The sequence below is a fragment of the Methylobacterium sp. CCH5-D2 genome (assembly GCF_001556475.1).
Taxonomy (GTDB): domain Bacteria; phylum Pseudomonadota; class Alphaproteobacteria; order Rhizobiales; family Beijerinckiaceae; genus Methylobacterium; species Methylobacterium hispanicum.
This window is the reverse complement of record NZ_LSIX01000054.1, coordinates 1-2849: the sequence shown is the minus strand read 5'-3', so window position 1 is coordinate 2849 and position 2849 is coordinate 1. Positions and strand designations below refer to the sequence as shown.

The 2849-nt window shown below is 69.8% G+C and carries 1 protein-coding gene; it reads right to left on the bottom strand.

The window, feature by feature from the left end; genetic code table 11:
- Positions 1-551: 551 nt before the first annotated feature.
- Positions 552-2621, bottom strand: coding sequence for a DNA topoisomerase IV subunit B (gene parE, locus AX737_RS01255; RefSeq protein WP_066918345.1), 2070 nt, complete (start codon positions 2619-2621; stop codon positions 552-554).
- Between the last annotated feature and the right edge of the window lie 228 nt (positions 2622-2849).

The window sequence follows — 2849 nt, the reverse complement described above, 5'->3', positions numbered from 1 at the left end:
CCGAGTTCGCCGTCGTCCGCGCCGGCGTCAACTACAAGTTCGGCTCGTACTAAGATCTCGGCGCCGGGTCGTCCGCGACCCGGCACCGTCTCGCGGGAGCCCCGCCGAGAGGCCGGGCTCTTCGCGTTCGGTATGCCCGCACCCCGTGCGTGCCACGAAGAAAGCCCGGCCTCGCGGCCGGGCTTTCTCGTTCGATCGCTCGTTCCCTGCATTCCGGTCGAAGGATGGCCGGCAGCCGAGGGATGAGGGCGCCGGTAACGGGCTCGGACCCGGAGCCGGTCGCGCACGCGTGCGGACACGCCCGAAGGGTCCCGCCTAGAGCCTTTCCCCACCGCGTTGCCAGCGGGAACGGTTCATACCCTTTCCGGTTGCTGGGTTCGGCCGCGTGCGGTGAACCGCGCCAGGCCCCCTCTCCCTATGGGAGAGGGGGGCCCGCGCTTCGTTCCGCGACGATGCGTTGGACCGAACCGATCAACCAGAGGCCGTATCGAACCTCTCGTATCGATGCGCTCTCTTGCGCCGAACCGGCGTCCACTGCGGCGGAGTGCGTTCTAGATGTCGAGGTTGGCGCCCTCCGTGAAGGCCGCCCGCTCGGTGATGAAGGCGAAGCGCGCCTCCGGCTTGTTGCCCATCAGCCGGTCAACCGTGTCGCCGGTCGATTCCCGCGCCTCGTCGAGCACCGCAACCCGCAGCAGCGTACGCTTCTTCGGGTCCATGGTGGTCTCCTTCAGCTGGCCCGGCATCATCTCGCCCAGGCCCTTGAAGCGGCCGATCTCGACCTTGCCGTTCTTGAACTGCGTCCGGATGATCTGGTCCTTGTGCGCGTCGTCGCGCGCGTAGGCGATCTTGGTGCCCTGCTGCAGCCGGTAGAGCGGCGGGATCGCGAGATAGAGGTGCCCGCGGTCGATGAGCTTCGGCATCTGCCGGTAGAAGAAGGTGATCAGCAGCGAGGCGATGTGGGCGCCGTCCACGTCGGCGTCCGTCATGATGATCACCTTGTCGTAGCGCAGGTCCGCCTCGCGGAAGTTCGCCCCCGTGCCGCAGCCGAGCGCCAGCGTCAGGTCGGAGATCAGCTGGTTGGCCCCGAGCTTGTCCCGGCTCGCCGAGGCCACGTTCAGGATCTTGCCGCGCAGGGGCAGGATCGCCTGGGTGGCGCGGTCGCGCGCCTGCTTGGCCGAGCCGCCGGCCGAGTCCCCCTCGACGATGAAGATCTCCGAGCCCGCCGTGCCGGCCGCCGAGCAGTCGGCGAGCTTGCCCGGCAGGCGCAGCTTGCGGGTGGCGGATTTCCGCGCGACCTCCTTCTCCTGGCGGCGGCGCAGGCGCTCCTCGGCCCGGTCGATCACCCAGTCGAGCAGCTTGTTGGCCTGGGCGGGCGAGCCGGCGAGCCAGTGGTCGAAGGCGTCGCGGATCGCCGTCTCGACGATGCGCGAGGCTTCCACCGTGGCGAGCTTGTCCTTGGTCTGGCCCTGGAACTCGGGCTCGCGGATGAAGACCGAGAGCATCGAGGCGCAGGTCGCCATCACGTCGTCCGTGGTGACGGCCGTCATGCGCTTGGCCTGGTTCACGCGCTCGGCGTGCTCGCGCAGGCCCCGGAGCAGCGCGACGCGCAGGCCGGCTTCGTGGGTGCCGCCATCGGGCGTCGGGATCGTGTTGCAGTAGGAGTGCGAGACGCCGTCGTCCGCGACCGTCCAGGCCACCGCCCATTCGAGCGAGCCGTGGCTCCCCGGCTTCGTCACCTTGCCGGCGAAGATCGCCTCGGTGACGAGTTCCTTGCCGTCGATGTCGCGAGCGAGGTAGTCGCGCAGGCCGCCGGGGAAGCGGTGCACGGCCTCGGCCGGCACGCCGTCCAGCCCCTCCAGCAGGGCGGGGGCGCAGCGCCAGCGGATCTCGACGCCGCCGAACAGGTAGGCCTTCGAGCGCGCCATCTTGAACAGGCGGCGCGGGTCGAACTTCAGCGAGCCGAAGATCTGCGCGTCGGGGTGGAAGCGCACCCGCGTGCCGCGCCGGTTCTGCACCCGGCCGACCGGCTCCAGCGCGCTCGTCGGCAGACCGCGCGAGAAGGTCTGGCGGTAGAGGGTCTGGTTGCGGGCGACCTCGACCTCCAAGAGGTCGGAGAGGGCGTTCACCACCGAGATGCCGACGCCGTGCAGGCCGCCGGAGGTCTCATAGACCTTCGAGTCGAACTTTCCGCCCGCGTGCAGCGTGGTCATGATGACCTCGAGCGCGGACTTGCCGGGAAATTTCGGGTGCGGGTCGACCGGGATGCCGCGGCCGTTGTCGGTGACGACCAGCGCCCCGCTCTCCTCGAGCTCGACCTCGATGAAGCTGGCATGGCCCGCCACCGCCTCGTCCATCGAATTGTCGATGACCTCGGCGAAGAGGTGGTGCAGCGCCCGCTCGTCGGTGCCGCCGATATACATGCCGGGCCGGCGCCGGACCGGCTCCAGCCCCTCCAGCACCTCGATGGCGGACGCATCGTAGCCGCCCTCGGCCGCCTGCACGGCGGCGAGCGGCGGCACGGCGGCCGAGCCCTCGAGCTTGCGCCGCTCGGCCGGGCCAGGCAGCGGCGAGGTGGCGGCGACTTTGCCGCCGGCGAAGAGATCGCGCGCGGGATCGCTCACGCGACGGCCCCGCGGGCTGAGTTTGGCGGCACCGGCCGCGGCGGGAGAACGTGCAGCATTCGCCTTCATCCTCTGACCGTACCGGAACAAACCGGAAACAGAAAGGGGTTATCGCACCGCATGCGCGCCGGGGTAGGACCCCGGCCCGACGGCGCGACCGTCCCATGACATGGGACGGGTTGGTTAAGAAGGGCTGATGCCGACGCTGTCTCTTATACACATCTCCGA